Origin of the sequence: Mannheimia sp. USDA-ARS-USMARC-1261 (genome assembly GCF_000521605.1) — a bacterium.
Classification (GTDB): domain Bacteria; phylum Pseudomonadota; class Gammaproteobacteria; order Enterobacterales; family Pasteurellaceae; genus Mannheimia; species Mannheimia indoligenes.
The window spans coordinates 810,135-836,888 of the sequence record NZ_CP006942.1 but is presented as its reverse complement, the minus strand read 5'-3'; the positions used below and the strand labels follow the sequence as shown (position 1 = coordinate 836,888).

The 26,754-nt window shown below is 39.1% G+C and carries 26 protein-coding genes and 1 pseudogene; 18 read left to right on the top strand and 9 right to left on the bottom strand.

All coding sequences use genetic code 11. The features are described 5' to 3' along the window. The first annotated feature begins 16 nt into the window (after nt 1-16). Entirely contained in the window at nt 17-358 is a 342-nt protein-coding gene (locus X781_RS03990; RefSeq protein WP_025235678.1) for a hypothetical protein, read from the top strand. A 316-nt stretch (nt 359-674) separates the two neighbouring features. On the opposite strand, the gene X781_RS03985 is transcribed toward X781_RS03990, so the two are convergent. Beyond that, nucleotides 675-1,574, bottom strand: a complete 900-nt coding sequence (locus X781_RS03985) for a LysR family transcriptional regulator (RefSeq protein ID WP_025235677.1) — start codon at nt 1,572-1,574, stop codon at nt 675-677. A 280-nt stretch (nt 1,575-1,854) separates the two neighbouring features. On the opposite strand from X781_RS03985, the gene atoD reads away from it, so the two are divergent. The 5 genes from atoD (at nt 1,855) to X781_RS03960 (ending at nt 6,672) form a co-directional block, all read left to right on the top strand. Beyond that, nucleotides 1,855-2,502, top strand: coding sequence for an acetate CoA-transferase subunit alpha (atoD, locus tag X781_RS03980; RefSeq protein WP_025235676.1), 648 nt, complete (start codon nt 1,855-1,857; stop codon nt 2,500-2,502). Nucleotides 2,503-2,518: 16 nt separating this feature from the next. After that, nucleotides 2,519-3,178 carry a 3-oxoacid CoA-transferase subunit B gene (locus tag X781_RS03975; protein WP_025235675.1) on the top strand — a complete coding sequence of 220 codons (660 nt, stop codon included), beginning with the start codon at nt 2,519-2,521 and terminating at the stop codon, nt 3,176-3,178. Nucleotides 3,179-3,265: 87 nt separating this feature from the next. Then, nucleotides 3,266-4,447: an acetyl-CoA C-acetyltransferase gene (locus X781_RS03970; protein ID WP_025235674.1), complete on the top strand. Its 1,182-nt coding sequence runs from the start codon at nt 3,266-3,268 to the stop codon at nt 4,445-4,447. A gap of 29 nt (nt 4,448-4,476) precedes the next feature. After that, on the top strand, nt 4,477-5,235 hold the full coding sequence (locus tag X781_RS03965; RefSeq protein WP_025235673.1) for a 3-hydroxybutyrate dehydrogenase: 759 nt from the start codon (nt 4,477-4,479) through the stop codon (nt 5,233-5,235). Between the two features lie 111 nt (nt 5,236-5,346). Then, nucleotides 5,347-6,672 carry a GntP family permease gene (locus tag X781_RS03960; RefSeq protein ID WP_025235672.1) on the top strand — a complete coding sequence of 442 codons (1,326 nt, stop codon included), beginning with the start codon at nt 5,347-5,349 and terminating at the stop codon, nt 6,670-6,672. 44 nt (nt 6,673-6,716) lie between these two features. On the opposite strand, the pseudogene X781_RS12490 reads toward X781_RS03960, so the two are convergent. The 8 genes and pseudogenes from X781_RS12490 to pgsA all read right to left on the bottom strand — a co-directional run. Beyond that, nucleotides 6,717-7,395: pseudogene (locus X781_RS12490) on the bottom strand (IS3 family transposase); the annotation flags it as partial. A gap of 414 nt (nt 7,396-7,809) precedes the next feature. Beyond that, the gene (purA, locus tag X781_RS03950; RefSeq protein ID WP_025235671.1) at nt 7,810-9,108 is read right to left on the bottom strand and encodes an adenylosuccinate synthase; all 1,299 of its coding nucleotides are present in this window, start codon (nt 9,106-9,108) and stop codon (nt 7,810-7,812) included. Between the two features lie 173 nt (nt 9,109-9,281). Beyond that, nucleotides 9,282-10,169, bottom strand: coding sequence for a protease modulator HflC (hflC, locus tag X781_RS03945; protein WP_025235670.1), 888 nt, complete (start codon nt 10,167-10,169; stop codon nt 9,282-9,284). A gap of 2 nt (nt 10,170-10,171) precedes the next feature. Beyond that, entirely contained in the window at nt 10,172-11,437 is a 1,266-nt protein-coding gene (gene hflK / locus X781_RS03940; RefSeq protein ID WP_025235669.1) for an FtsH protease activity modulator HflK, read from the bottom strand. Nucleotides 11,438-11,647: 210 nt separating this feature from the next. Then, entirely contained in the window at nt 11,648-11,977 is a 330-nt protein-coding gene (gene trxA, locus X781_RS03935) for a thioredoxin (RefSeq protein ID WP_025235668.1), read from the bottom strand. Nucleotides 11,978-12,106: 129 nt separating this feature from the next. Then, entirely contained in the window at nt 12,107-13,417 is a 1,311-nt protein-coding gene (locus X781_RS03930; protein WP_025235667.1) for a nucleobase:cation symporter-2 family protein, read from the bottom strand. A 243-nt stretch (nt 13,418-13,660) separates the two neighbouring features. Beyond that, nucleotides 13,661-15,496, bottom strand: coding sequence for an excinuclease ABC subunit UvrC (gene uvrC / locus X781_RS03925; protein ID WP_025235666.1), 1,836 nt, complete (start codon nt 15,494-15,496; stop codon nt 13,661-13,663). A 75-nt stretch (nt 15,497-15,571) separates the two neighbouring features. Continuing rightward, nucleotides 15,572-16,120, bottom strand: a complete 549-nt coding sequence (gene pgsA / locus X781_RS03920; RefSeq protein WP_025216986.1) for a CDP-diacylglycerol--glycerol-3-phosphate 3-phosphatidyltransferase — start codon at nt 16,118-16,120, stop codon at nt 15,572-15,574. Between the two features lie 197 nt (nt 16,121-16,317). Here pgsA and X781_RS03915 point away from each other — a divergent pair, with 197 nt between their 5' ends. The 12 genes from X781_RS03915 (at nt 16,318) to X781_RS03860 (ending at nt 26,648) form a co-directional block, all read left to right on the top strand. Beyond that, a complete protein-coding gene (locus X781_RS03915) occupies nt 16,318-16,983 on the top strand; it encodes a Bax inhibitor-1 family protein (RefSeq protein WP_025216985.1) in 666 nt (221 codons plus the stop codon). A gap of 28 nt (nt 16,984-17,011) precedes the next feature. Continuing rightward, a complete protein-coding gene (locus tag X781_RS03910) occupies nt 17,012-17,362 on the top strand; it encodes a TusE/DsrC/DsvC family sulfur relay protein (RefSeq protein WP_025216984.1) in 351 nt (116 codons plus the stop codon). 83 nt (nt 17,363-17,445) lie between these two features. Continuing rightward, nucleotides 17,446-17,985: an adenine phosphoribosyltransferase gene (gene apt, locus X781_RS03905; protein ID WP_025235665.1), complete on the top strand. Its 540-nt coding sequence runs from the start codon at nt 17,446-17,448 to the stop codon at nt 17,983-17,985. A gap of 147 nt (nt 17,986-18,132) precedes the next feature. After that, on the top strand, nt 18,133-20,172 hold the full coding sequence (gene dnaX, locus X781_RS03900; protein WP_025235664.1) for a DNA polymerase III subunit gamma/tau: 2,040 nt from the start codon (nt 18,133-18,135) through the stop codon (nt 20,170-20,172). A 4-nt stretch (nt 20,173-20,176) separates the two neighbouring features. Further along, nucleotides 20,177-21,085: an ABC transporter ATP-binding protein gene (locus X781_RS03895; RefSeq protein ID WP_025235663.1), complete on the top strand. Its 909-nt coding sequence runs from the start codon at nt 20,177-20,179 to the stop codon at nt 21,083-21,085. 1 nt (nt 21,086) lies between these two features. After that, nucleotides 21,087-21,848: an ABC transporter permease gene (locus X781_RS03890; RefSeq protein WP_025235662.1), complete on the top strand. Its 762-nt coding sequence runs from the start codon at nt 21,087-21,089 to the stop codon at nt 21,846-21,848. A gap of 9 nt (nt 21,849-21,857) precedes the next feature. Continuing rightward, nucleotides 21,858-22,616: a molybdate ABC transporter substrate-binding protein gene (gene modA, locus X781_RS03885; protein ID WP_025235661.1), complete on the top strand. Its 759-nt coding sequence runs from the start codon at nt 21,858-21,860 to the stop codon at nt 22,614-22,616. Beyond that, nucleotides 22,616-23,308 (top strand): molybdate ABC transporter permease subunit, encoded by a 693-nt coding sequence (gene modB / locus X781_RS03880; protein WP_025235660.1) that lies wholly within the window; start codon nt 22,616-22,618, stop codon nt 23,306-23,308. Before modA ends, modB begins: the two co-directional genes overlap by 1 nt. Then, nucleotides 23,295-24,350 carry a molybdenum ABC transporter ATP-binding protein ModC gene (gene modC / locus X781_RS03875; RefSeq protein ID WP_025235659.1) on the top strand — a complete coding sequence of 352 codons (1,056 nt, stop codon included), beginning with the start codon at nt 23,295-23,297 and terminating at the stop codon, nt 24,348-24,350. Before modB ends, modC begins: the two co-directional genes overlap by 14 nt. A 54-nt stretch (nt 24,351-24,404) precedes the next feature. Then, on the top strand, nt 24,405-24,839 hold the full coding sequence (locus X781_RS03870; protein WP_025235658.1) for a type II toxin-antitoxin system RatA family toxin: 435 nt from the start codon (nt 24,405-24,407) through the stop codon (nt 24,837-24,839). Beyond that, nucleotides 24,829-25,152 carry an RnfH family protein gene (locus tag X781_RS03865; protein WP_051411624.1) on the top strand — a complete coding sequence of 108 codons (324 nt, stop codon included), beginning with the start codon at nt 24,829-24,831 and terminating at the stop codon, nt 25,150-25,152. The genes X781_RS03870 and X781_RS03865 overlap by 11 nt, the downstream gene beginning before the upstream one ends. A gap of 206 nt (nt 25,153-25,358) precedes the next feature. After that, nucleotides 25,359-26,648 (top strand): MFS transporter, encoded by a 1,290-nt coding sequence (locus tag X781_RS03860; RefSeq protein ID WP_025235656.1) that lies wholly within the window; start codon nt 25,359-25,361, stop codon nt 26,646-26,648. Nucleotides 26,649-26,754 lie beyond the last annotated feature (106 nt).

Below are 26,754 nucleotides of genomic sequence, written 5' to 3'. Positions count from 1 at the left end.
CAAAAAGGAAAACATTATGAAATTCATCGAAAAACAAACTGAATGCCAACGTACAGGTGCATTATCAAATCATCACGTGGTAACAGGCTTACAAGTGGACTATGTGAATAATAGTACTTTTATCACAATGGCATCGTATGTATCCAAACAGAAAAAAGATGAGGGTAAGGAATCTCTATCGGTAAATACCTTCACTATTTCGGCTGTCCCATCGTGGGATCAAATTCCGTATGAGTGGGCTTTATCTGAATTAGTCAAAGCACAACCAGAAGATTTTGTACCTGAAACATACAGCGGTTATGTAAATCCATATATGTTTGCTGGAGGTAAGGTTAAAGAAACGACAGAAACTAAATAAAACATTACTGCATGGGGCTGAAAATGCCCCTGAAAAATTCAGGTATGTGATTATTATCTTGATAATTTTAAGGAGTGAAAATAGAATTGAAAGAGGTGGGATTTTGTGACTAATTTGTGACTAAGTTACATCAATTTATACTAAAAAGATGCAAATATACACAGTACTTTAGATTGGGATTGCTCTATAAGTCTTTGTTTATATTAAATATTTTAATTGCATCTATTTGTAATTAACGGGCTTCTAAGGCGTGGGTCAAAGGTTCGAATCCTTTAGGGCGTGCCATTTAGTTCCATATCTAAAAACAATTTTATACTTATAGTAAACTAAATACTTTTAATATTTCATCAAAAATATAATTCTCAGCGTTGGAATAATTACTTTTCTTCAAACGGCATAGTGTTACCCGCCATAAGACAGGATCTTCAATTTTAACACTAACCAAATGTGGATCTTGATAATATTCCCCTGTTGCCAATGGAAGAATAGTTAAAATATCGGAATTAGATTTTGCCGTATAATATAGAAAATCCCAAGATGCCGATTCATAAACAATATCTGGGTGAATATTATATCTTTCAAAAGACTCCTTTAGGTGCTGATAAATCATAAAGGTTTTATCAAAAGTAACTATTTTCTCTTTATGCAGATCTTGCCAAGTAACACTTTTTTTCTGTGCTAAATGATGATTTGGGGAACAAAAGACGGACAATTCCGAGCGATAAATCTCAAAGGATTCAATAATTTTAGATGAAATATGCTCTGGGTATAGTAAAGTCGCAAAATTCACATTCCCCAATAATAATTCACTTTTTAATGAATACGCCCCCAACTCTTTTACCTCAAACTCAATTTGAGGGTTATTTAAAATCAGTTCCGGCAAAATTTTAGGAAAAATGATAGAAAGAATTAAAGGCGGAATACCAATGGAGATTTTCCCTGTAATTTCTTGCTTTTTCTTATGCAAATTTCGATTCATCTGGTGATATTTTTCAAGCAATTCCTTCGCATCTCGGTAATAGTTCTCACCAACATAGGTTAAACCACTGATTTTGCCATTTGCCCTTGTAAATAACGCAACATTCTCCTGATGTTCAAATTCATTGATCATCATACTTAAAGCGGGCTGAGAAATATAAAGATTTTGTGACGTCCGACTTAAATTGAAACCGTTCTCTACAATTCCAATAAAATAGCGTAAATGTTTGATATCCATTATTTCTCCCAACCTATCTCTATCTAGCAATTTTAGCAATCACTAAACACTCAAATCAAACTATAAAATTAATTTATAGATAAGTAAAAAAACTGTATTTTAAATTAACAAAACAAGCCACTACACTCTCTATCTAAAAGTAAGGTAGAAAGCATTCCAATTTAGGCTTTATGGGCATAATCTGTCGATTTACTTAAAGGTTATTGACCAACTTGCTCTTTTATCTGTAATCAATTTTTAACCTTATTTATAAATTCATTTTATCTTATAGGAGAGTGTTATGTCTAAATGTATTTCAATAGATAAGATCCGAACCCATTTCTTTGATGGTATGACCATAATGTCAGGTGGATTTATGGGGTGTGGGGCTCCCGAAATCATCATTAAAGAAATTTTAGATTTAGGAATTAAGGACATTACTCTGATTAGTAGCGATACAGCAATGATCGATACCGGAGTAGGTCCTTTAATTGTTAATGGGAGAGTGAAAAAACTCTACGCCTCACATATCGGCACAAACCCTGAAACCGGTAAACGTATGATTGCAGGTGAGATCGATGTTGAACTTTGCCCACAAGGTACGCTTGCAGAACGTATTCGTGCAGGTGGTGCAGGCTTAGGTGGTTTCTTAACGCCAACTGGTGTTGGCACAGTGGTAGAAGAAGGCAAACAAAAAATCACTATAGATGGTGTTGAATACCTACTTGAGCTACCACTAAAAGCTGATGTAGCCATTATTAAAGCAGATATAGCCGATGAAAGTGGCAACTTAGTTTTTGCTGGGGCTGCTCGCAACTTTAACCCAATGATGGCATTAGCTGCAAAAACCGTGATCGTGCAAGCCACAAAAATCGTGAAAGTAGGTGAAATTGATCCGAATTTAGTAATGACCCCTGCGGCGGTTGTGGACTACATCGTACAAGGATAATGGAAGGAGAATAACAATGAATGCTAAAGAAATTATTGCCCGTCGTATTGCCCTAGAGTTTAAAAACGGAGATATCGTTAATCTTGGTATTGGTTTACCCACTATGGTAGCGAACTACGTGCCAAGTGATATTTCCATCACTCTGCAATCTGAGAATGGCTTTTTGGGCTTGGCTGCCTTTGATCCTGAAAATCCTGATGAAAACATCGTCAATGCTGGTGGTCAACCTTGTTCAATCCAAGCCGGTGGTATGTTCTTTGATAGTAGTTACTCATTCGCTCTCATCCGTGGTGGCCATGTCGATGCTTGCGTACTTGGTGGTTTAGAAGTCGATCAAGAAGCAAACCTAGCCAACTGGATGGTACCGGGGAAAATGGTTCCTGGAATGGGGGGAGCGATGGATTTAGTGACTGGATCCCGTCGAGTCATTATTGGAATGGAACATTGTGCTAAAACAGGTGCTTCAAAAATCTTGAAAAAATGCACGCTACCTTTAACCGCACGTAATAAAGTCCATCTAGTGGTTACCGAGCTTGCGGTATTTGAATTTATCGACGGTAAATTAACCCTAACTGAAATTGCCGAAGGCTGTGATTTAGAGACTGTTAAAGTTAAAACCGAAGCAGAATTTATTATTTCTCCAAACTTAAAAACAATGCCACTCGCAGGCTTATAAAGTAGCAAGCGGTCAATTTTAGTAAAAAATTTGCAAAAACAGACCGCTTGTAAATGAGATTTATCCTAATAAAAGGAAAGATATAGTATGAAAAATGTCGTTATTGCAAGTGCGGTACGTACCGCTATCGGTAGTTTTGGTGGTTCTTTAGCCGGTGTATCCGCAGTTGAGCTGGGTACAAGTGTCATTAAGTCAGCGATTGAAAAATCAGGTATTGATATTGGTATCGTTGATGAAGTGATTATGGGTAATGTTTTGCAAGCAGGTCTTGGACAAAATCCTGCACGTCAAGCGTTATTACGAGCGGGAATTGCACAAGAAGTTCCTGCTTATACCGTTAATAAGGTATGTGGTTCAGGCTTAAAAGCGGTGGCGTTAGCTGCACAGGCAATTAAAGCGGGTGATGCCAATATCATTGTCGCAGGTGGTATGGAAAATATGAGCCAAGCTCCATACTTATTAGATTCTAAATCTCGCTGGGGCTATCGTTTAGGTGATGCGAAAGTTCAAGATGTGATTTTATCCGATGGTCTAATGTGTGCTGAAAATAACTATCATATGGGAATTACTGCTGAAAATGTAGCAAAAAAATATGGTATCACTCGTGAAATGCAAGATGAATTAGCTCTTGCCTCTCAACAAAAAGCCACCGCAGCAATTCAATCAGGTGCATTCAAAAATGAAATCGTGCCATTAAATATCAAGATCAAACGTAAAGACGTTGTTTTTGATACTGATGAGTTCGTAAAACAAGATTCAACGCTTGATGCTCTAGCGGGGCTCCGTACTGCGTTTGATAAAGAAGGTACGGTTACTGCAGGTAATGCCTCAGGTATCAACGATGGTGCGGCAGCATTAGTTATCGTGGAAGAAGAAACTGCAAAAGCATTAGGTTTGAATATTCTTGCTCGTGTGAAAGGTTACGCAAGCGGTGGTGTTGCTCCGGATATTATGGGAATGGGACCTGTTCCTGCGACTTTAAATGCATTGAAAAAAACAGGCTTACAGTTAAGTGATATTGACTTAATTGAAGCAAATGAAGCCTTTGCAGCACAATTCTTAGCAGTTGGCAAAGAATTAGGTTTTGATCCTGAAAAAGTAAATGTAAATGGTGGTGCTATTGCACTTGGTCACCCAATTGGTGCGAGTGGTGCTCGTATCTTAGTTACCTTATTACACTCAATGCATGCACGTGATAAACAATTTGGTTTAGCAACATTATGTATTGGTGGTGGTCAAGGCATTGCAATGATTGTTGAACGTATTTAATCACAACTAAAAACAGAAGGAAAATTATTATGGCTAAAAGAACAACTTTAGTAACAGGCGCGGCAAGTGGTATTGGCTTGGCAGTATGTGAAAGTCTTGCAACCGAAGATTTAAATATCGTGATGGTTGATGTAAATGAGGAAGCATTGAAAGAACATTCCTCTCGTTTAGGTGCGGTTTATATTCAAGCAGATCTTTCTAAACGTGAAGGTTGTAAAGCTGCTGTCGATTTCGCTACAGAAAAATTTGGCGGCGTGGATATTTTAGTGAATGTTGCAGGTATCCAAAATGTTGCTGCGATTGAAGATTTCCCAGAAGACAAATGGGATTTTATGATCAATCTAATGCTTACTGCCCCATTCTTACTTACCAAATATAGTTGGAAACATATGAAGGAGAATAAGTGGGGACGTATTATTAATCTGAATTCAATCCACGGCTTAGTAGCTTCTGACTACAAATCTGCTTATGTGTCAGCTAAACACGGTTTATCTGGTTTAACCAAAACTGCGGCATTAGAAGGTGGTCAATTTGGTATTACCGTAAACTCTATTTGCCCTGCTTATGTTCGTACTCCATTAGTGGACAAACAAATTGCTGACCAAGCGAAAAACCACGGTATTTCAGAAGAAGAAGTTATCAGCAAGATTATGTTAGCGAACGCTGCGGTGAAACGTATGATTGAGCCAAAAGAGCTAGGTGAATTTGTGAAATTCTTATGCTCTGATGCTGCTGCATCTATCTCCGGTTCTACTTTAACTATGGACGGCGGTTGGACTGCTCGTTAATCAACAAAATTGAGGAATAATCCTTAAATTTCACGGGTGCATGCTAATGTAAAGGCACCATTATTAATCAGGGTGCTTTTATACGCACCCTTATATTTCTAGGAGATTTATATGTTAAGTTTAATTGGCATTTTTGTCGGCTTAGTACTATTGATGTATCTTGCATTCCGAGGTTATTCAATCGTTTGGATTGCACCGTTATGTGCTGCTGTGGTTGCCTTTACAGGAGATTTAGACGTACTAGATGCCTATTTAGATAGCTATATGACAGGTCTGGTCGGCTTTGTGAAAGCTTGGTTTCCTGCTTTCTTACTAAGTGCGATTTTTGGTAACTTAATGGATGTGAGCGGAGGAGCTAAATCTATCGCCTCTTGGCTAACTAAAGCATTAGGCACCAAAAGTGCTATTGCATCAATCGTATTAGGCTGTGCATTATTAACTTATGGCGGTGTGAGTTTATTCGTAGTTGTATTTGCAGTATATCCTCTAGCATTAGCAGTATTTAAAGAAGCGAATATTACTCGTCGTCTAATTCCTGGCACTATCGCATTAGGTGCATTTACTTTCACGATGACAGCTTTACCGGGCTCACCACAGATTCAAAACTTAATTCCAACACGCTATTTCCATACCGATGCAATGGCTGCACCATTCATGGGGCTTGTTGCAACCGCATTTTTATTCTTTGGCGGTGTTGCCTACCTTGAAATGCGTCGTAAAAAATACGTAGCAAATGGTGAATTTTTTGTAGAACCTACGGAAGGAATAGAAAAAGTAACCGATGAAAAATTACCGAATCCACTTTTAGCCATTTTGCCATTAATTGCTGTTATTGTCGTATTAAACTTTGTACCAGAATTAATCGGTTTAAAAAATAGTGATCCTAAAAATATCGTAATTGCCTTACTAGCGGGTATTGCATTAGTTATATTGCTCAGCTTAAACAAACGCGATAAATTTATTCCTGCAATAGGTAAAGGTGCGAATGGTGCAGTAGGGGCAATTATCAATACGGCAGCGGCAGTAGGTTTTGGTAGCGTAGTTCGTATGGCACCGGGATTTGAACATTTAACTATAATGATCTTAAATATCCCAGGTAGCCCATTAATTTCACTTTCTATTGCGATTAATGTCTTAGCAGGTGCAACAGGTTCTGCTTCAGGCGGTATGGGTATTGCGTTAGAAGCTCTTGGTGAGAAATACTTACAAATTGCCCAACAATTCGGAATTTCACCAGATGCGATGCACCGTGTTTCATCACTTTCATCTGGCGGTTTAGATACTATGCCACATAACGGTGCGGTATTAACCTTATTGAGTAATACTGGAATGACTCATAAAGATTCCTACCTGGAAATCGCGGTAACATCTTTCCTTATGCCAATTCTTGCAACCATATTAGTGATTACATTATATAGTTTATTTGGTATAGCATAATTTAAAAAGGTTGGATAATGCTCTCCCCCCAAAGTTAAACTGATTTAATTCAAGGACTGAGTTCTCTGTATTCCGCAGGGCTGAGTCCTTTTAGCTTCACTTGAATACGCTCATTGTTGTAGTAATAAATGTAATTGTGAATTATTTGTTCAAGCGGTTCAAAGGTTTCAAACCGCTTGCTAAAATAATATTCCTTTTTCAGTCGCCAGAAAAACTCTCCATCACCCCGTTATCCGGACAATATCTTTTTCTCGGCATACTTTGCGTTATGCCGTTTTTTGACAAATTTCTCGAAAATCCGACATTTGATACAGCCAACCTTCTGAGTGCAATATCGGTTTAGCTTCTTCAAGCCTTACCACAGCCTGTGCGATCATTCGGGTAATTTGCTCAAAATTTGGGGTTCTCGTCAAATCGTAAGCGATAATTTTACCATTAAATAAGTCTTTGATAGGCAATAAATATAGCTTACCTTCCTCACATTTGAACTCGCTCACGTCTGTTCCCCATTTCTCGTTTGGGGTAGTGGAAACAAAATTTCGTGCCAAAAAAGATTATCCGCTATTTTTTCTAAGTTGCCTTGATAGGAGCCATATTTTCGGCGTTTACTTTTCCCTTTTAATCCAATCTTTGTATTATCGTTTGGACTTTTTTGTGGTTAATTGTCTAAATCAACCACAGCACCAACGTAATCCGACGATAGCCGTTGTTATTGTCGTGGATAAATCTAGACAACTTTCTGCTCAATATCGGTATTTTTGCTTGGTTTAACTCCTGCTACTTTTTAGGATAGTATTCTCCGCTTCCGGCTCTAAAATACGATAACGTAAGTGCTCTTCTTCGGTTTTAGGTGGCGATGGCATTTTGGGTATTTGGGTTTCATTGACGGGTGATCTTTTGATTTAGGTAAGAAACTGTTTATACCTTATTTATCAAAGGCTTACAATCATTGACTTATAATCCCGAATTGACAATACCAAAATAAAAAGTAGCATATTCTGCAAAAAATTGACCGTTTTTGACCGCTTGTTAGATAATACTATACAAGCCGGTTTATTTTTATGACTTTTTTACACACTAAAAAAACCATTTAGTTTTTTACAACTAAATGGTTTTAGTACTCAAGCATTACAAAAATTATGCTGCAAACGGATCTCTTAGAATCATCGTTTCTACACGATCCGGACCTGTTGAGAGGATATCCACCGGTACGCCGACCAATTCTTCGATACGTTTGATGTAATCTAATGCAGCTTGCGGTAGCTCTTCACGTTTAGTTACACGGAAGGTGTTTTCTGACCAGCCCGGCATTGTTTCGTAAATTGGTTCAACACCTTCCCAGTCTTTTGCTGCAAGTGGTGCATATTCCACAATTCTGCCGTCTGGCATTTTATATGCTGTACAGATTTTTAACTCTTTGAAACCATCTAATACGTCAAGTTTTGTCATACAAAAACCAGAAATAGAGTTAATTTGTACTGCACGGCGAACTGCTACAGCATCAAACCAACCACAGCGACGTGGGCGACCTGTTACTGCACCGAATTCGTTACCTTTGCGAGCGATTTCTGCTCCTACTTCATCAAATAATTCGGTAGTGAATGGACCACTTCCTACACGTGTACAGTAGGCTTTGATGATTCCTAACACATAATCTAAGTTACGAGGTCCGTAGCCAGAACCTGTTGCAACACCACCTGCGGTAGTATTTGAGCTGGTTACGAATGGGTAAGTACCGTGGTCGATATCTAACATTGTGCCCTGAGCACCTTCAAATAAGATGTTATCTCCATTTTTACGAGCTTCGTGGAGTAAAGTTGTTACGTCTGCCACCATTCCAGTGATTACATCGGCAATCGCAAAAACATCATCTAAAGTTTTTTGGTAATCTACCGCTTCTACTTTGTAATAGTTCACCAATTGGAAGTTGTAGTAATCTAAAATATCCTTTAATTTTTCTGCGAAATGTTCTTTATCAAACAAATCACTTACACGCAAACCACGACGGGCAACTTTGTCTTCATAAGCCGGACCGATACCACGCCCGGTTGTACCAATTTTGTTTTTACCAAGTGCCGATTCACGAGCGTGATCCATCGCAACGTGGTAAGGTAAAATTAACGGGCAAGCCTCTGAGATTTTTAAACGCTCACGCACATTAATGCCACGCTCTTCTAATTCACCCATCTCTTTCATTAACGCTTCCGGCGAAAGCACCACACCGTTACCGATTAAGCAAGTTACGTTATCGCGTAAAATACCAGATGGAATAAGACGAAGAACGGTTTTCTCACCATTAATGATTAGCGTATGCCCTGCGTTATGACCGCCTTGGTAACGCACCACATACTTCACACGATCTGTTAATAAATCAACAATTTTGCCTTTGCCCTCATCGCCCCACTGAGCCCCGAGAATCGCAACACTTTTACCCATAGAAAATGCCTCTTTAAATTAGAATGAACAGTGATAACCTATTATAACGGTATATTGCAAGCGGTCAATTTATCGCAGAAAATTACAAAATTTTTATTAAAATTAACCGCTTGTAATCGCCTAAATAGGTAAAAAATCAAAACCCGATACTAGATCGGGTTTTATAGATACAACTATTTTGTAGGAGCTTGCATAAAGCGTAAAAACTCACTATTTGGCTTCAATAACATCATATTATTCTGCCCTTCAGCAAAGCTATCTTCATACGCTTTTAAACTTCGAATAAAGCTATAAAATTCCGGCTCATTACCAAACGCCTCTGAATAGAGTTTTGCCGCTTGAGCATCGCCTTCGCCTCGTAATGTTTGAGCCGTTTTATTAGCATTTGCCAAAATTAAAGTTACTTTTTTATCTACTTCAGCACGTATAATTTCTGCTTTCTCATTACCTTGTGAACGGTGTTCACGAGCAACCGCATCACGCTCTGCACGCATACGTTGGTAAATAGAAGCAGAAACCTCATTCGGTAAGTTGATCTGTTTAACACGCACATCAACAACTTCCATACCTAAACGTTCTGTGCCATCTTCACCGGTATTTAATGCTTTTTGAGCTCCTGCCATTAATTCACCACGAGAGCCTGATACAATATCTTTAATAGTACGAGAACCAATTTCAGAACGCAGACGGTCGCTGACTTTACGACGTAATAAATCAGCTGCTTTCTGATAATCGCCACCTGTTGAGGTGTAGAATTGACCAAAATCACTAATTCGCCATTTCACATAGGAATCTACCAAGAGGTCTTTTTTCTCCACCGTTACAAAGCGGTCTTCTTGACCATCTAGCGTTTGAATACGGGCATCTAACACTTTCAAGCTATCAATAAATGGCATTTTGAAATGAATACCCGGTTGGTAAACCACCACTTTTTGATCGCTATCACGATGAACTTTATTAAAACGTAACATAATGCCACGCTCGCCTTCGTTCACAATGGTTACTGATTGCAGTACAACAAATGCTACCACAGCCAGTACAGGTAATAATAATTTACGCATTATTAAAATCTCCCTTTACGAGTTTGGTCTATTTGCTGCTCTGCTGATTGTGGCTGAACCTGTATTCTTGGTTGAACAACCGGTGGCGGTGCAACTTGTGTTTGTACCGGTGCGACTTGCTGCTCAATTTTTTGTTGTTCAAATTTAGGAGCTGATGAATTATTCATTAACTTATCAAAAGGTAATACATTTAAATTATTACCTGATGAATCCATCACAACTTTAGGTGTGTTTTTCATCACCTTTTCCATCGTTTGAATATATAAACGCTCACGAGTCAGCGCTGGCGAAGCCTTATATTCAGGTAATAATTGGCTTAAACGTTCAACTTCCCCTTTTGCATTTAACACAACAGCTTCTTTATAGGCTTCTGCTTGTTCAATCGTACGCTGTGCTTGACCGCGTGCAATCGGCTCTTCCCCTCTTGCATAAGCTTCCGCCTCACGAATTAAACGCTGCTCATCTTCTTGTGCTTTAATCGCATCATCAAATGCTGCTTTTACATCTTCAGGCGGACGAGCGTATTGGAAGTTCACATCCGTTACCAACAAGCCCATATCATAGGTTTTGATGATCTCACGCAAAGTCGTCCACGTTCTTTCACGCACTGTTGCTCGACCTGTGGTTAGAATTTCGTCCATTGTCATATGACCAATCACATAACGTAACGCACTGTCTGTGGCTTGCTTTAAACTTTCATCAGGATTGCTCACACTAAACAGATATTTAGCAGGATCTTCTACACGATACTGAACCGTCATCTCAACTTGAACCATATTTTCATCTTGAGTAAGCATTGAACCGCTCGTATTTAACTCAGAAACACGTTCTACGTTCACTCTAGTTACAGAATCAATAAAAGTTGGCTTCCAATTCAAGCCCGGCATAACGATATTATCAAGTTTACCTAAACGGGTAACGACACCTCGCTCAGCCTCTTGTACAGTATAAAATCCTGAACCTGCCCACACCACAGCGGCAAGTCCTAAAACAACAGGTAGAAATTTGCCAAATCCGATACTATTTGGATTGCTAGAACCATTATTAGGCGATTTTCCACCGCCCATTTTTTTCAATAGACTACTGAAAACTTCTTCTAAATCAGGTGGTTGCTGTTCGTTTCGTTGATTATTGGTTGGTCCTTGTTGTGAGCCTTGAGCAGGACCTTGCCCTTGATCTTGTTCTTGCTGTTCAGGCTTTGGCTCAGATCTTCTCTGCCCCGGCTTCCCCCAAGGGTCTTGCTGATTACCTGATTCATTCCACGACATAAATATCTCCAAAAATAAAATCGAATCGCACTTTAAAATTTAAAACGCAATTTAAAGATTGTACCTATTTAGTCATCATTTGACTAGGCTTATCTGATAAAACAAGCGGTCTTTTTTTGCTATTTTTTTGCAGATTTACCCTTGTGCAAGCAATATTCAAATCACAAAAAAAGAGGGCGACAAATTCGCCCTATTTTTGCTTTAATTTAATTATAACGCTTGTTTAATAAATTCAGCCATTTGTGCGTGTGGAAGAGCACCAACTTGTTGTGCAACAACCTCGCCGTTTTTAAATAAAAGTAAAAATGGAATGCTACGTACACCAAATTGTGCCGCTACATTTGGATTTTCATCTACGTTCATTTTTGCAATTTTTACTTTGCCTTCAAATTGTGCATCAACCGATAACTCGTCAAGCACAGGTCCGATCATACGGCAAGGACCACACCACGGTGCCCAAAAGTCTAACAATACAGGCACATCTGATTTTAAAACATCTTGTTCAAATGTTGCATCTGTTGTGTGAATAACATTACTCATAAATTTGTCCTTAAACATCTAAATAAAAAAGAAACGCCCCAACTGATTACGAGTTAAGGCGTACAGCTTTTGCTAAGATAGTGATTAATCAATGAAATTTCAAGTAAGATTTACCGATTAAATCAATCACTATTCATTTTCTAATTCTTTATTTTCATCTTTTGGTAGAATTAAATTCAAAATGAGTGCAAATAGTGAGCCAACAGTAATGCCCGACCCAAATACTTCTTTTACAAACGAAGGGAGTTTATCTAATAACTCCGGGCGAGTAGTAACAGCTAAGCCACAACCGATTGAAATCGCAATAATTAACCCGTTACGTTTTGAACGTTCTACTTTGTCTAACATTTGGATACCTGCTGCAATAATCATCGCAAACATCATTAAGCCAGCTCCACCTAAAACCGGGGTTGGAATAGACACAATCAAGGCTCCAAACCAAGGGAAGATACCGGCTAATACCAATAAGCACCCCATCACAGTTACAACATAGCGGCTTGCAACACCGGTTAAAGAAATCACACCGATATTTTGGGCGAATGATGAAAATGGCGTGGTAGACATAATTGCTGCAAATGCTGAGCCTAGTCCATCACACAACACGCCCCCACGTAAATGTTTACCTGTAATTTCGGTTTGTGTCGCATTTCCTAACGCTAAAAAGTTACCGCTTGATTCCACAATGGTTACTAAATAAGCGATGCTCATCCCAATAATACCTGAAATCGGGAAAGCAAGACCAAAATGCAATGGCTGTGGAATAGCTACCACATCGGCTGATTTCACGTTATCAAAGTTTATCCAACCTAAAGCTAAAGCCACTACATAGCCTACTATCATACCAATCACAATTGCAGCTGCTGAAAAAATGCCTTTGCCCCATTGTACTAAAATCACAACCAGAACCAGCACAAAAGTCGCCATTGCAAGATTAGCAGGATCGGCATAATGTGCATCACCTCTTTGACCGCCTGCAAACCAGTCCACCGCCACAGGAATTAAACTTAAACCGATCATCATTACAACAACACCGGTTACCACAGGTGGAAAAAGTTTACGCACATAAGGCATAAAAAAGCTGCCGATAATCATTACTAGAGAACCAACTAACGATGCCCCCATAATCCCTGCTACTCCGTGCTCACTAAAACCGATAGCCAGTGCTGCCGCTACGAAAGTAAAACTCGTTCCCATCACACTTGGTAAACGTAAACCGATAGGTCCGATGCCTTGACATTGAATAATCGTTACAATACCCGACACCAATAACGCTGCATTAACCAGCACGATAATATCCGATGCAGGTAAATTTAGCACATTGCCAATGACTAACGGCACGGCAATAATACCACCAAGTGCCGCCAACAAATGTTGTGCCGCAAGAAGAAGCGTTAGACCGAATGGCGGTTTAGAATCAACAGGGTAAAGAATTTTTTGCATAAATGCCTCAAAATAAGATTGAAAGAAATAAAAAATTAGGGGCGAATTATACGGATTTCCCGCCAAATAAGCAAACGATTACGCAAACGTTTGCTTATTTTTCATTTCAATTTGCAATATAACAAGCGGTTGTTTTTTCGGACATTTTTGCAAAAACACTTACGTTTTAACATCAGTGCTACTGATGATACGAGCTGCAAGCATAACGAGTAAATTTTTCAACAAAAATGACCGCTTGTTTAATTAACTATTTCTCAAAGTATCGAAAACAACTTCCGCTAAAGCTTTAGAAATACCCGGCACGCTTTGAATTTCTTCAAGCGTGGCATTTTTCACACCTTGCATTCCGCCTAGATATTTTAATAAAGCTTGGCGACGTTTAGCTCCAACGCCCTCAATGCTTTCTAACCCACTTTCAGTAAAGGCTTTTTGGCGTTTTTTTCGATGTGCATTGATAGCGTAGTTATGTGCTTCGTCTCGAATATGCTGAATTAAATGCAAAGCAGGGCTATCGGGCGGTAAGTTGATCTCTTTATCCCATTTGCTGATAATCAAGGTTTCTAGCCCTGCTTTACGTTCTACACCTTTTGCAACACCAATTAAGAGCGGTTTAGATATATCCCACTCCACCTTCAGCCTGGAAAAAGTATCTAACGCTCGATTAAGCTGCCCTTTGCCTCCGTCGATAAAAATAATATCAGGAATTTTTTCCGGTGGAAGTGGTCGGTCATAACGCTTCAGAAGAGCTTGCTCCATTGCGGCATAATCATCACCGGGCGTAATGCCTTCAATATTAAAACGGCGATAATCCGATTTCAAAATGCCGTTTTCATCAAACACTACACAAGAAGCGACTGTTTGATCACCCATTGTGTGGCTGATGTCAAAGCACTCCATTCTTGCAATTTTTTCGAGATTTAGCACCGCTTGTAAAGCTTCGTAGCGAGTGTGAATACGTTCGTCTTGCTTTAATTGAACATTCAGAGCAGCAATTGCATTGGTTTGAGCAAGAGCGAGGTAGCGACTTTTTTCACCTCGTACTTTATTTAAAATGGTAACTTTATGCCCGGCTTGTTCAGATAGTACGGTTTCTAAGGCTTCTTTTTCACTCACTGTTTGATCGATAATGATCTGATTGGGAATTGTGCGATGCTGGTTCATCTGCAAATAAAACTGCCCGATGAAGGTATCACTTAATTCAGCAAGATCGGTATGATTTGGCACTTTTGGAAAATAGCTTCGATTGCCTAATACCTTGCCTTGTCGTACAAACAAAATATGCACGCAAGCAATACCATATTGGTAAGCAATCGAAATAAAATCCAGATCGTCCTGACGATCAGTTGAGATCGACTGTTTTTCCATTACTTCACGCACGAGTTGGATTTGATCTCGATAACGTGCCGCCGTTTCAAATTCCAGATTTTCAGCCGCACTTTCCATCTTACCAATCAGATATTCTACCACTTGATGATCTTTACCCTGTAAAAACAATCGAACCAATTTCACTTGATTATCGTATTCTTCTTGCGTGCAATAACCTTCCACACAAGGGGCAAGACAACGTCCGATCTGATATTGTAAACAAGGGCGGGAGCGGTTTTTATAATAGCTGTCTTCACACTGTCGGACAGGGAAAATTTTTTGCAACAAGTAGAGCGTTTCCCGCACTGCCGTGGCATTAGGGTAAGGTCCAAAATATTCACCACTGATTTTTTTACTGCCTCGAAAGCTCCCCACACGCGGATGTTGATGTTTAGTGAGTAAAATATAAGGATAGGCTTTGTCATCACGCAGAAGCACATTATATTTAGGTTGATTTTCTTTAATATAGTTGTGTTCTAACAGTAGGGCTTCTGTTTCGGAATGGGTTAGCGTTGTCTCAATATGGGCAATATTCGACACCAATGCCTCGGTTTTACGATTAGGTAAATTCGCACGGAAATAGCTCGATAAACGCTTTTTTAGATCTTTGGCTTTACCAACATAGATAATCTTTCCTTTGCCATCGTACATACGATAAACACCGGGCTGATGAGGAACATCAACAAGAAAAGATTTGGAATCAAATTCGGACATTATGCGTGATGAAATTCAGAATATGCAATTGCAAAATAGCCTCACAATTGCAAAAAAATAATAAAAATAGACCGCTTACGACTTCAACAAGCTGCCTTTGGAAGCATTCAAATATTGCAACATCGACCAAATAGTTAAACCTGCCGCAATATAAAGTAGAATAAAGGCTAAAATTTCCATTGCTTCACTTTGTCGCCAAATCATTCCGCCCAAGGCTAACATTTGAGCAGTTGTTTTAACTTTTCCCCAAATTGAAACGGCAACGCTTGCTCTCTCGCCAAGCTCTGCCATCCATTCACGCAAAGCAGAAATAATAATCTCTCTGGCAATCATAATACAGATTGGAATGGTAACCCACCAAGTATGGTAATGCTCCGCCACACAAACAAAAGCAACAGCAACCAGTACTTTATCTGCGACAGGGTCTAAAAATGCTCCAAGTCTAGTGGTTTGATTCCATTTACGGGCTAAATAGCCATCAAACGCATCAGTAATAGAAGCAATGAAAAATATTAAGGTAGCAATTTCTGGAGCATATTTAGTCGGCAGATAAAACGCCACAATAAAAAGTGGTATCATTCCGACACGAAATAAAGTTAAAAAAGTTGGGAAATTAAGCTTCATAACAAAACTAAAGGAACAAGCAGTAGAATTGCGTTAAGTGTAACATAACTAAATTATTTTTTTTACTCCCCTGTTACAAAATCGCATTGACTTTACAATAAATTACCGCTAATTTAAGACTTGATTTATGGGAATTTATCCATACATATCAATCCGTCGGTTTTTCCGATTTAAAAACAAAAACAGAAGGAATTTTTATGGAAAATCGTTTAGCTCATAGTTACTCAACATCTGAATCACTGATTAGCACTCACAAAGTGCTTCGCAATACCTATATGTTATTGGCAATGACACTGACTTTCTCAGCTGTTGTTGCTTTTGTTGCAATGCAAATGAACGCACCGGCAATGCCTTGGTGGGGCTTATTAATCGGCTTTTATGGCTTACTATTCTTAACAAATGCCACCTCAAATAGCAGTACGGGTATCTTAAGCGTATTTGCGTTAACAGGCTTCTTAGGTTATACCTTAGGGCCAATTCTTAACCGTTACATCGGTGCCGGTTTAGGCGATATTGTTGCCCTTGCATTCGGTGCAACGGCATTAGTTTTCTTCGCTTGCTCAGCTTACGTCTTAACCACAAAAAAAGATATGAGTTTCTTAAGTGGAATGATGGTAGCATTATTTGTGGTACTATTAGTCGGCATTATCGCTAATATTTTCTTAGCGATTCCAGCGCTAGGTTTAGCGTTAAGCAGCTTATTTGTTATCTTCTCAAGCGGTGCGATTTTACTTGCAACTAGCAATATTATTCACGGTGGCGAAACAAATTACATTCGTGCAACTGTTGATTTATATGTTTCTATCTATAACCTATTTGTAAGTTTCTTACAAATCTTTGGTGTATTAGGTAGTGATGATTAATATTAAAATATAAGAGGAATGCCACTTTATGTGGCATTTTTATTTTATGTCTATAGAACTGAATAATATCCAATACCCAACTGACGATGCAGGTTATTTGAAAAACCTAAATGATTGGTCTGAACAACTTGCTGAAAAAATCGCAGAAAAAGAACAAATTACATTAACTGCTGAACATTGGGAAATCATCTACTTAGTGCGAGAGTTTTACCAAGAATATAAAACCTCTCCTGCAATTAGAATGTTAGTCAAAGCAATGGCACAAAAATTTGGCGAAGAAAAAGGCAATAGCCGTTATTTGCAACGTTTATTCCCCGACGGACCTGCAAAACAAGCTACAAAAATTGCAGGATTGCCGAAACCTGCGAAATGTTTATGATTAAATTGACTAATTTCCTTGAAATTTCCCTCATTTTTCTATAGAGTTTTCCAGTTATTTTCAAATTACATATAGGTCAAATAATGAACCAATTAGATTTAATCAAATCTTCTATCAAATCTATTCCTGACTACCCTAAAGCAGGGATCATTTTTCGTGATATTACTTCACTTTTAGAGGTACCAACCGCATTCCAAGCAACCATTGATGCTATTGTGGCTGAATTTAAAGACAAAGGCATTACTAAAATTGTCGGCACGGAATCTCGTGGTTTTATTTTCGGAGCCCCTGTTGCCCTAGCACTTGGTGTGCCTTTTGTGCTAGTTCGTAAACCCAAAAAATTACCACGTGAAGTAATTTCTCAATCTTATACTCTTGAATATGGTGAAGATACGCTAGAAATCCACAAAGATGCTATCAACGCTAATGACTATGTGTTAATGATCGATGATTTATTAGCCACTGGTGGTACTATTGATGCAACAGCTAAATTGATTCGCCGTTTAGGTGGCAAAGTGGAACACGCCGCATTTGTAATTTGGTTACCGGAATTAGGTGGCAAAGAGCGTTTAGAAAAAGAAGGAGTTAAATCCTTCAGTTTAGTGAGCTTTGAAGGCCATTAATCTATTACAAGCGGTCGCTTTTTACTAAAAATTTACTCACTATGTTCGCATTTTGTTTTGTCAGCAAAGTTGATGTTAAAACGCAGACATTTTGCAAAAAATTTAGAAAAAATAACCGCTTGTAAAAATATTCTGTGAAAGAAATCAATGAGTTATCAAGTTTTAGCCCGTAAATGGAGACCACAACGCTTTTCGGAAGTCGTTGGACAACAACACGTTTTATCTGCTCTTGAAAACAGTTTAAGAGAAGATAGGCTTCATCACGCCTATCTGTTTTCAGGCACCCGAGGCGTAGGAAAAACCTCCATTGCTCGCCTTTTTGCAAAAGGGCTAAACTGCGAAAATGGCATTACTGCTGACCCTTGTGGAGAATGTGCCAACTGCAAGGCAATCGAAGAAGGGCATTTTATCGATCTGATTGAGATCGATGCAGCCTCTCGCACCAAAGTAGAAGATACTCGTGAACTACTGGATAACGTACAATACAAACCCACTGTTGGGCGTTTTAAGGTTTATCTGATCGACGAAGTGCATATGCTCTCTCGCCACAGCTTTAATGCGTTACTTAAAACCCTTGAAGAGCCGCCTGAGTACGTTAAATTCTTATTGGCGACTACCGATCCACAAAAGCTGCCGATCACTATTCTTTCTCGCTGTATGCAATTCCATTTGCGTGCATTAGAGCAATCGCAAATTGCTAAACACCTAGAATTTATTCTCAACGCAGAAAGTATTCCTTATGAAACTATTGCTATTGAAAAACTAGCAAAAGCGGCACAGGGTAGTATTCGTGATTCACTCAGTCTCACTGATCAAGCTATCGCAATGAGTAATGCCAATATTACTCTTGATGCGGTAAGCCAAATGTTGGGGCTCATTGATGACAATCAGCCATTAGAATTAGTGCAAGCAATCGCCCAAGCTGATGGCGAAAAAGCAATGGCAATCATTGAACAAATTGCCTCTAAAGGGGTGGATTGGCAGCAATTGCTGAGTGATATTGCAGAAACATTGCACAAAATTGCGATGTTACAATTAGTCAAAACTACCACCGCAGAAGAAACGCTCATTCATTTTCTGGCAAAACAGATGCCACCTGAAGATGTGCAGTTTTTCTATCAACTTATCCTTAACAGCAAAAAAGAGCTACCTTTTGCACCCGAACAACGTGCCGGTGTAGAAATGGCGATACTGCGTGCATTAGCTTTCCACCCGAAACAGGCGGAAAGAATGGCAACTATGGTCATTCCAACGGTATCTGCCGTTCCGCAAACTAATGTGGTTACAAATACTCTGCCGAAGCCACAAAATCAAATTGCTCAACTAAGAGAAACCTTAGAGAAAAATCAGCAAAAATCGGTAGTGGCTTCACAAACGACACAAGCACCAACTGTAGCTCCTATAATGCCTAAAGAAGAAAATACCACTACGTTTTCTCCGGCAATGGCTGCACTTGAAGCCCGCAAAAAATTACAGCAACAGCAAGCTGATTTAACTCAAGCCGAAAAAAAAAAGCCTGAGTTAAAAACGCCTCAATTTATTGCAAAAAAATCGGAAAATTCGACCGCTTCATTACAAGAACGATTTATCCAGTTTGCAGAAAATCAACAGCAAACGGCACATCAATCCGTTTCAAAAGCAGAAAACACGCCTAAAAGCATAGACGATGAAGATTACCGTTGGACTTGGCTCAACCCTGAATTAGAAAACCAAGCAGACAGTGCCAAACCGTCGGATATTAAGCAAGCTATTTTGCAAGAACGTACACCAGAACTAGTGGCAAAAACCATTGATTTATCTTGTCAACAAGATAGATGGTGTGAGATTGCTAATTCGCTTAATTTAGGCGGTTTTTCACGCCAAATTGCCTTAAACAGCTACTTAGATAAACACGCAGACAACCATCTTTCGTTGGTGTTAAAGCCCAATATGGCACATTTAGATAATGTGGAATCTCGTAAAAATTTAGAAGTGGCATTGGCTGAAAAAGGCTATAGCTATGATTTATCTATCGGCGACAATGCTGATAAACAAACGCCGCTGGAAATTCGTCGAGCCATTTTCAAACAACTCACCGAAGCAGCAAAATCTGCTTTGCTGAACGATGAAAAATTAATGTTACTTCGCAACGCCTTCGATGCACAAATTGATGAATCGACCATTCGAGCGGTTGCACAGAGTGAGTAAATAGATGAAAGCATTAGAATTAATTGATCTTGTGAAAACCTACCCGACCGGTGTTAAAGCGGTAAAAGGGATCAACCTTGTGGTAGAGCAAGGGGATTTCTACGCTCTACTTGGGCATAACGGTGCAGGAAAATCCACCACTATTGGTATTATTAGCTCCCTTGTAAATAAAACAAGTGGTAGCGTAAAAGTGTTTGGCTACGATTTAGATACACAAAAAGTGGAATTAAAACACCAAATCGGGCTTGTACCACAAGAATTTAATTTTAATCAGTTTGAAAAGGTCATTGATGTGCTGGTACAACAAGCCGGTTTTTACGGTATTCCACGCAAAGAGGCTCTTATTCGTGCCGAAAAATGGTTAAAACAGCTCGATTTATGGGAAAAACGCACACATCTTACTCGTGAGCTTTCCGGCGGAATGAAACGCCGTGTGATGATCGCCAGAGCCTTAATGCACAATCCCAAACTATTGATTTTAGACGAACCCACCGCAGGGGTGGATATTGAACTCCGCCGCTCATTATGGGATTTCTTACGAGATCTAAATAATCAAGGCACAACGATTATTCTAACTACCCACTATTTAGAAGAAGCTGAAATGTTATGCCGCCATATTGGCATTATTCAAAATGGTGAATTGATTGAAAACACATCAATGAAAGCCTTGCTTGCGAAATTAGAAAGCGAGGTGTTTGTGTTGGATTTGCAAAATTCTATTCAAAATCAACCGCTTGCCATTCAAGATTATCCGCATAAATGGATCGATGAAAACACCCTTGAAGTCAATGTGAAACGTCAGCAAGGGCTAACAAATCTCTTTTCACAAATCGCGGCTCAAGGTGCGGAAGTATTAAGTATGCGAAATAAATCTAACCGCTTGGAAGAACTCTTTATTAATATGGCTCAATAAAATGAATTTTATCGGATTTTATACTTTAGCGTGCAAAGAGTGCCGTCGTATTCTGAGAATTTGGCGACAAACTCTTGTGCCGCCTGTAATTACCACTACCCTCTACTTTTTAATTTTTGGAAAATTAATCGGTGGACGCATTGGCGAGATGAATGGCGTGGGTTATATGGAATTTATTGCTCCCGGCTTGATTATGATGACGGCAATTACTGCCTCTTATGTGAATACCGCTTCGTCTTTCTTCTTAAGCAAATTTACCCGTGATTTTGAAGAATTACTGATTTCTCCCCTTTCCACTCATAACATTATTTGGGGCTATTTATTAGGTAGTATTTTACGAGCCGGCTTGGCAGCTCTTTTGGTAATGTTAGTTGCAATGATATTTGTGAGCTTTGATATTCATTCCTTTGCTATCATTGTACTAACGCTATTTTTAACCATTGTTGCCTTTGCATTAGGCGGTTTGATTAATGCCGTTTTTGCGAAGTCCTTTGATGATGTAGGATTAATTCCTACCTTTGTGCTTACACCACTCACTTATTTAGGTGGTGTGTTTTATTCTATCTCGCTTCTGCCAGAGTTTTGGCAAACAGTGTCAAAATTTAACCCTATTGTGTATATGATCAACGGCTTAAGATATGGTTTTTTAGGTATTAGTGATGTAGCATTGATTTACACCTTTGGGGTGTTAATTTCATTATGTTTAGGGCTATATATTGTAGCTTATTCGTTAATTCAGCGAGGAATTGGGCTACGTTCTTAGGTAATCAAGATGAAAATGTTAAATCAATTATCTATCAGCACTGTTTTTGCATTAACACTTAATATGGCATTTGCAGAAAATCTTACTGTTTTTGCTGCCGCGTCAATGAATAATGTGCTGCAAGAAATCGGGCAAGATTTTGAACAAAAATATCCGGAAGATAAGATCATATTTTCATTTGCATCTTCTTCTGCATTAGCCAAACAAATTGAGCAAGATGCTCCTGCCGATCTCTTTATTTCTGCCGACCAACAATGGCTGAATTATCTTGTAGAAAAACAACCAGCTAAAATTAAGCAGCGGATCAATCTCATTAAAAATGAACTGGTTTTAATTGCCCCAAACGAGAGCAAAATCCAAGCAGAAAGCATACAAGCGGTCGATTTTGCCAAAGAATTAACAAATAGTTATTTATCTGTGGGCGACCCATCCCACGTTCCTGCTGGAAGATATGCTCAAAAAGCCTTAACCTACTATAATTTATGGGAAACCGTTGAGCCCAAATTAGCTCGTGCAAAAAACGTACGAGATGCACTTTCTTTTGTTGAACGTGGTGAATCACCATTAGGGATTGTCTATTCCACCGATGCAAAAGTGTCTGATAAAGTCAAAGTGCTTGCCGTATTTCCACAGGAAAGCTATGGCGAAATTGTTTACCCTGCCGCAGTGGTGAGTGAAAAACAATCTGCCGTAAAATTTTTAGATTTTCTACAAACACCGGAAGCCAAAGCTCGATTTGAAGCGGCTGGATTTAAACCGATTGAGTGATGTTTGATTTTACCTCACAAGAACTAAATGCGATTGTTCTCAGCCTAAAAGTTGCCTTCATTGCGGTGGTACTTGCTTTACCACTTGCCGTGTGGGTGGCTTGGGTGCTTTCTCGTAAACAATTTTGGGGCAAAAGCATTTTAAACGGTATTGTTCATTTACCGTTGGTTTTACCGCCGGTAGTAATCGGCTATTTGCTGTTAATCTCTATGGCGAAACGTGGGGTAATCGGGCAATATTTGTGGGAATGGTTTCAGTTTAGTTTCAGTTTTTCGTGGAAAGGTGCGGTACTTGCCTCAATGGTAATGGCATTTCCACTAATGGTTCGCTCAATCCGTTTGGCATTTGATTCGGTTGATCCCAAACTCGAACAAGCTGCACGCACATTAGGGGCAAGCCCATTAAAAGTCTTTTTTACCTTAAATTTACCCCTTGCATTTTCAGGTATTATTGCCGGGAGTGTACTCGGTTTTGCTCGCTCATTAGGTGAGTTTGGGGCAACCATTACTTTTGTATCCAACATTCCAAATCAAACCCAAACCATTCCGGCTGCCCTGTTTACTTTTATTGAAACGCCAAATGGCGAAATGGCTGCTGCCCGCTTATGTTTGGTGGCGATTGCGATTTCACTGATCGCCCTATTCTGTTCGGAATGGTTAGCTGAAAGGCAGAAACGTTATGCTAAAACTTAACCTTATTCAGCAACTCGGCAATCTTGATTTGAATGTCAATTTAGAGATTCCTGCTCAAGGTATTACCGCTATTTTCGGGCGTTCGGGGGAGGGTAAATCAAGCCTGATTAATTTAATTGCAGGGCTTTCTACTGCTCAATCTGGACGGATTGAATTAAACGGACGAGTGCTATTTAATAGCGAAAAAGGAATCAATCTTCCGCCTGAAAAACGCAATATTGGCTATGTATTCCAAGAGAATCGCCTATTCCCTCATTATTCGGTGGAGAAAAATCTGAAATATGGCTACAAGCGGTCAAATTCTTTCGATTTTTTGCAAATTGTGGAGCTTTTAGGCATTTCTCATTTGTTAGATCGCTACCCTGCCAGCCTTTCTGGTGGAGAGAAACAACGAGTGGCAATTGGGCGTGCATTATTAAGTTCGCCCGATATTTTATTGATGGATGAGCCTTTATCTGCTCTTGACCTTCCACGCAAACAAGAGCTATTAGATTATTTAGATAAATTAGCTATTCAGCTTAACATACCCATTCTCTATGTTAGCCATAGTTTAGAAGAAATCGTTCGCCTTGCTGATCAGCTCCTTTTACTTAATAATGGCAAAGTGATGGCATTTGATAGCGTTGTTAATGTGTGGCATAGCCCGGCTTTTGCCGATTGGCAACCAAACAATCAACGCATTAGTTTACTTGAGTTACCGATAAAAGAGCAGCAACCAAGATATAATATGCTTGGACTAGGGCTAAATGAGCAACGCCTTTGGATTCATCAACTTCCTCGTCATCAAATAGGCGAAAATTTGCGTGTTACCATTGCGAGTAAAGATGTTTCTATCAGCTTACAAAAACCAATGCAAAGTTCAATCCGCAATATATTAAAAGGTGATATACAGAAAATCGAAAACCATTTAGATCGGGTTGATGTGGCTGTTCTTGTCGAAAATCAAACTGTTTGGAGTACGATAAGCCTGTGGTCTTTTGATGAGCTTTCGCTTAAAGAAGGGCAAGAGGTTTATCTTCAAGTCAAAAGCGTTTCTTTATAGACTTGCAAATTTCCTGTAAAATATGACCGCTTGTTAATTCAAAAAAGAGATATTATGCCAATTGTTAATCAATCTGCCCTTGTGCCTTACAGTGCTGAACAAATGTACCGGCTTGTAAATAATTATGAGAGATATCCTGAGTTTTTATCAGGCTGTGTGAGTACAAAAACCTTAAGCACAGGGGAAAATGAATTAACTGCTGAGCTCCATATTCAAAAATTGGGGATTAGCCAAACGTTTAGCACTCATAATAAAATGAGCCCACCCTATAAAATTGAGATGACTTTAGTGGAAGGTCCTTTTCGCCATTTACACGGTTTTTGGACATTCACTCCATTCGATGAACAGAGCTGTAAAATTTCACTTGAACTTAATTTTGAATTTTCAAGCCCGATTGTGGCATTAGTTTTCGGCAAGGTATTCAACGAACTTACGTTAAAAATGGTGAATGCGTTTAAACAACGTGCAAAAGAGGTCTATGGTGTCTGAACAACGTCAAACAGAGCAGGAAATACAAGAGATTAACGTAGAGGTGCTTTATGCCTATCCGGATAAATATTTCCTCAAAAAGCTACAAGTGCCGCAAACTACCACTATTCAAAATATTATTCTGCTCTCAGGCGTGTTAGAAAAATACACTGAAATCGACTTACGAGAAAATAAAGTCGGTATTTTCAGCCGCCCTGCCAAACTCAATGAAACAGTAGAAGATGGCGATAGAATTGAAATCTACCGTCCTCTGATTGCTGATCCGAAAGAAATTAGACGCAAAAGAGCAGCTGAACAAGCTGAGAAGAAATAAAACCGTTATCAACTCTCCTTCCCCCCTTCTTTTATCAAGAGGGGAAAGCTTTCAGCTTTATTTTCACTTTCCCTTCCTCCATTAAAACCTTATTATGAAAATCTTTCATAAATTTTATGTAAATTTTGCGTTTGATTAATTTTCTTTAAGTCCATATAGTTCAAGCTATAACAATAGCTTTACACATTATTTTTGGAGAACCACTTATGGATATTCGTGATCAAATTGCTCATAATAAAATGACTTCATTTCAATGGTTAGTCGTTGGGCTAACAGTCTTACTTAACTTACTTGATGGCTTTGACTTAATGGCACTCGCCTTTACCGCTAAAAGTATCCGAGAAGAATTAAATTTAGATGGTGCAACTATCGGTACACTAATGAGTGCAGGTTTATTTGGTATGGCAATCGGTTCGTTATTCCTTTCACCGCTTGCAGATAAATTTGGTCGTCGCCCACTCCTTTTAATCGGAACAGGCTTAGCTACATTGGGTATGCTACTCACCTATATCGCCTCTTCCGCTTTTGAGATTGGCTTATATCGCATCATCACAGGTTTAGGCGTTGCCTCTATTTTAACGGGTACAAACGTATTAGTCAGTGAATATGCCAGCCAAAAATGGCGTGGATTGGCAATTGCCATTTATGCTTCCGGCTTTGGTATTGGGGCGATGCTGGGGGGAATGTCCGCCGTATTGTTACAAGGTGAATATGGCTGGAGAGCGGTATTTTTAGTGGGTGCAATCTTAACCGGTGCAGTATTCCTTTTACTCTTTTTTGTTTTACCTGAATCCGTCGAATTTTTAATTTCTAAAAGACCTAAAAATGCCAAAGAGCGTTTAAACCAAATTGCGGTAAAATTAGGCTTAGGTGGGAATTGGGAATTACCGGAAGTTGAAGCGAAAGGTAAACAAAAGGTTGCTATCGCACGCCTTTTTGAACCTGAATATCGTCGCAATACCTTATTAATTTGGGTTGCCTTTATTGCAATTTCAGCCTCATTCTATTTCATCAGCTCGTGGACACCAGCCTTGTTAGAAGAAGCCGGAATGCCTAAAACCCAAAGCCAAACGGTTGGTATGGCAATTTCAGTGGGCGGAACAATCGGTTCATTAATTTTCGGTTTCTTAGTTAGCCGCTGGGCTGCAAAAAATATTTTACAGCTATTTAGTATTCTTGCTGCAAGTGCTGTCATTGCTTTCGTGTTCTCAAGCACTTTAGGCTTAGCCATTGCCTTAGCAATTCTTGTTGGTGGATTAATTAATGGCTGCATTACAGGTTTATACACTATCAACCCAACGCTTTACGCACCGGATTTTCGCAGTACAGGTGTAGGCACTGCTATTGGTGTAGGTCGCTTAGGTTCAATTGTTTCACCAACACTTGCCGGTGTTTTATTAGATGCCGGCTGGAAAAAGAATGAACTCTATTTAGGAGCGGCAGCTGTATTATTGATTGCAGCTTGTACGGTACATTTTCTTAAACAGAAGAAGTAATAATCCTAATATTATAATCTAGTATAAAAAAGGGCTGAATTGGATAACCAATTCAGCCCTTTAAATTATAGTTTTATAAGGTTGCTATATTAGCAACCTTATTTAT

Bases quoted from the DNA above. Each gene is read 5' to 3' on its own strand.
- X781_RS03990 (WP_025235678.1), top strand. From the start codon at position 17: ATGAAATTCATCGAAAAACAAACTGAATGCCAACGTACAGGTGCATTA.
- X781_RS03985 (WP_025235677.1), bottom strand. From the start codon at position 1,574: ATGGATATCAAACATTTACGCTATTTTATTGGAATTGTAGAGAACGGT.
- atoD (WP_025235676.1), top strand. From the start codon at position 1,855: ATGTCTAAATGTATTTCAATAGATAAGATCCGAACCCATTTCTTTGAT.
- X781_RS03975 (WP_025235675.1), top strand. From the start codon at position 2,519: ATGAATGCTAAAGAAATTATTGCCCGTCGTATTGCCCTAGAGTTTAAA.
- X781_RS03970 (WP_025235674.1), top strand. From the start codon at position 3,266: ATGAAAAATGTCGTTATTGCAAGTGCGGTACGTACCGCTATCGGTAGT.
- X781_RS03965 (WP_025235673.1), top strand. From the start codon at position 4,477: ATGGCTAAAAGAACAACTTTAGTAACAGGCGCGGCAAGTGGTATTGGC.
- X781_RS03960 (WP_025235672.1), top strand. From the start codon at position 5,347: ATGTTAAGTTTAATTGGCATTTTTGTCGGCTTAGTACTATTGATGTAT.
- purA (WP_025235671.1), bottom strand. From the start codon at position 9,108: ATGGGTAAAAGTGTTGCGATTCTCGGGGCTCAGTGGGGCGATGAGGGC.
- hflC (WP_025235670.1), bottom strand. From the start codon at position 10,169: ATGCGTAAATTATTATTACCTGTACTGGCTGTGGTAGCATTTGTTGTA.
- hflK (WP_025235669.1), bottom strand. From the start codon at position 11,437: ATGTCGTGGAATGAATCAGGTAATCAGCAAGACCCTTGGGGGAAGCCG.
- trxA (WP_025235668.1), bottom strand. From the start codon at position 11,977: ATGAGTAATGTTATTCACACAACAGATGCAACATTTGAACAAGATGTT.
- X781_RS03930 (WP_025235667.1), bottom strand. From the start codon at position 13,417: ATGCAAAAAATTCTTTACCCTGTTGATTCTAAACCGCCATTCGGTCTA.
- uvrC (WP_025235666.1), bottom strand. From the start codon at position 15,496: ATGTCCGAATTTGATTCCAAATCTTTTCTTGTTGATGTTCCTCATCAG.
- pgsA (WP_025216986.1), bottom strand. From the start codon at position 16,120: ATGAAGCTTAATTTCCCAACTTTTTTAACTTTATTTCGTGTCGGAATG.
- X781_RS03915 (WP_025216985.1), top strand. From the start codon at position 16,318: ATGGAAAATCGTTTAGCTCATAGTTACTCAACATCTGAATCACTGATT.
- X781_RS03910 (WP_025216984.1), top strand. From the start codon at position 17,012: ATGTGGCATTTTTATTTTATGTCTATAGAACTGAATAATATCCAATAC.
- apt (WP_025235665.1), top strand. From the start codon at position 17,446: ATGAACCAATTAGATTTAATCAAATCTTCTATCAAATCTATTCCTGAC.
- dnaX (WP_025235664.1), top strand. From the start codon at position 18,133: ATGAGTTATCAAGTTTTAGCCCGTAAATGGAGACCACAACGCTTTTCG.
- X781_RS03895 (WP_025235663.1), top strand. From the start codon at position 20,177: ATGAAAGCATTAGAATTAATTGATCTTGTGAAAACCTACCCGACCGGT.
- X781_RS03890 (WP_025235662.1), top strand. From the start codon at position 21,087: ATGAATTTTATCGGATTTTATACTTTAGCGTGCAAAGAGTGCCGTCGT.
- modA (WP_025235661.1), top strand. From the start codon at position 21,858: ATGAAAATGTTAAATCAATTATCTATCAGCACTGTTTTTGCATTAACA.
- modB (WP_025235660.1), top strand. From the start codon at position 22,616: ATGTTTGATTTTACCTCACAAGAACTAAATGCGATTGTTCTCAGCCTA.
- modC (WP_025235659.1), top strand. From the start codon at position 23,295: ATGCTAAAACTTAACCTTATTCAGCAACTCGGCAATCTTGATTTGAAT.
- X781_RS03870 (WP_025235658.1), top strand. From the start codon at position 24,405: ATGCCAATTGTTAATCAATCTGCCCTTGTGCCTTACAGTGCTGAACAA.
- X781_RS03865 (WP_051411624.1), top strand. From the start codon at position 24,829: ATGGTGTCTGAACAACGTCAAACAGAGCAGGAAATACAAGAGATTAAC.
- X781_RS03860 (WP_025235656.1), top strand. From the start codon at position 25,359: ATGGATATTCGTGATCAAATTGCTCATAATAAAATGACTTCATTTCAA.